The organism is Streptomyces sp. NRRL S-378 (genome assembly GCF_000720645.1).
Lineage (GTDB): Bacteria > Actinomycetota > Actinomycetes > Streptomycetales > Streptomycetaceae > Streptomyces.
Map to the genome: position 1 here is coordinate 1 of NZ_JOBX01000252.1, position 201 is coordinate 201.

Genomic DNA, 201 nt, shown 5'->3' on the forward strand with positions numbered 1-201 from the left:
CAGCGCGAACTCCTCGGCACCGAGGACGACCCCGACTCCCTCGCCACCCGCCAACTCGCCCACTGGAAGCACACCCTCGACGGCATCCCCGACCAACTCCAGCTCCCCTACGACCACCCCCGGCCCACCATCACCGACCACCACGGCGACACCGTCCCCCTCACCATCGACCCCACCCTCCACCACCACCTCACCACCCTC

Annotated in this window: 1 protein-coding gene; it reads left to right on the forward strand. The window is 70.1% G+C overall.

Annotated elements, in window-relative coordinates; translation table 11 throughout:
• A partial coding sequence (locus tag IH80_RS40495) for a hypothetical protein (protein ID WP_037882537.1) occupies window positions 1-201 on the forward strand: 201 nt, incomplete at both ends.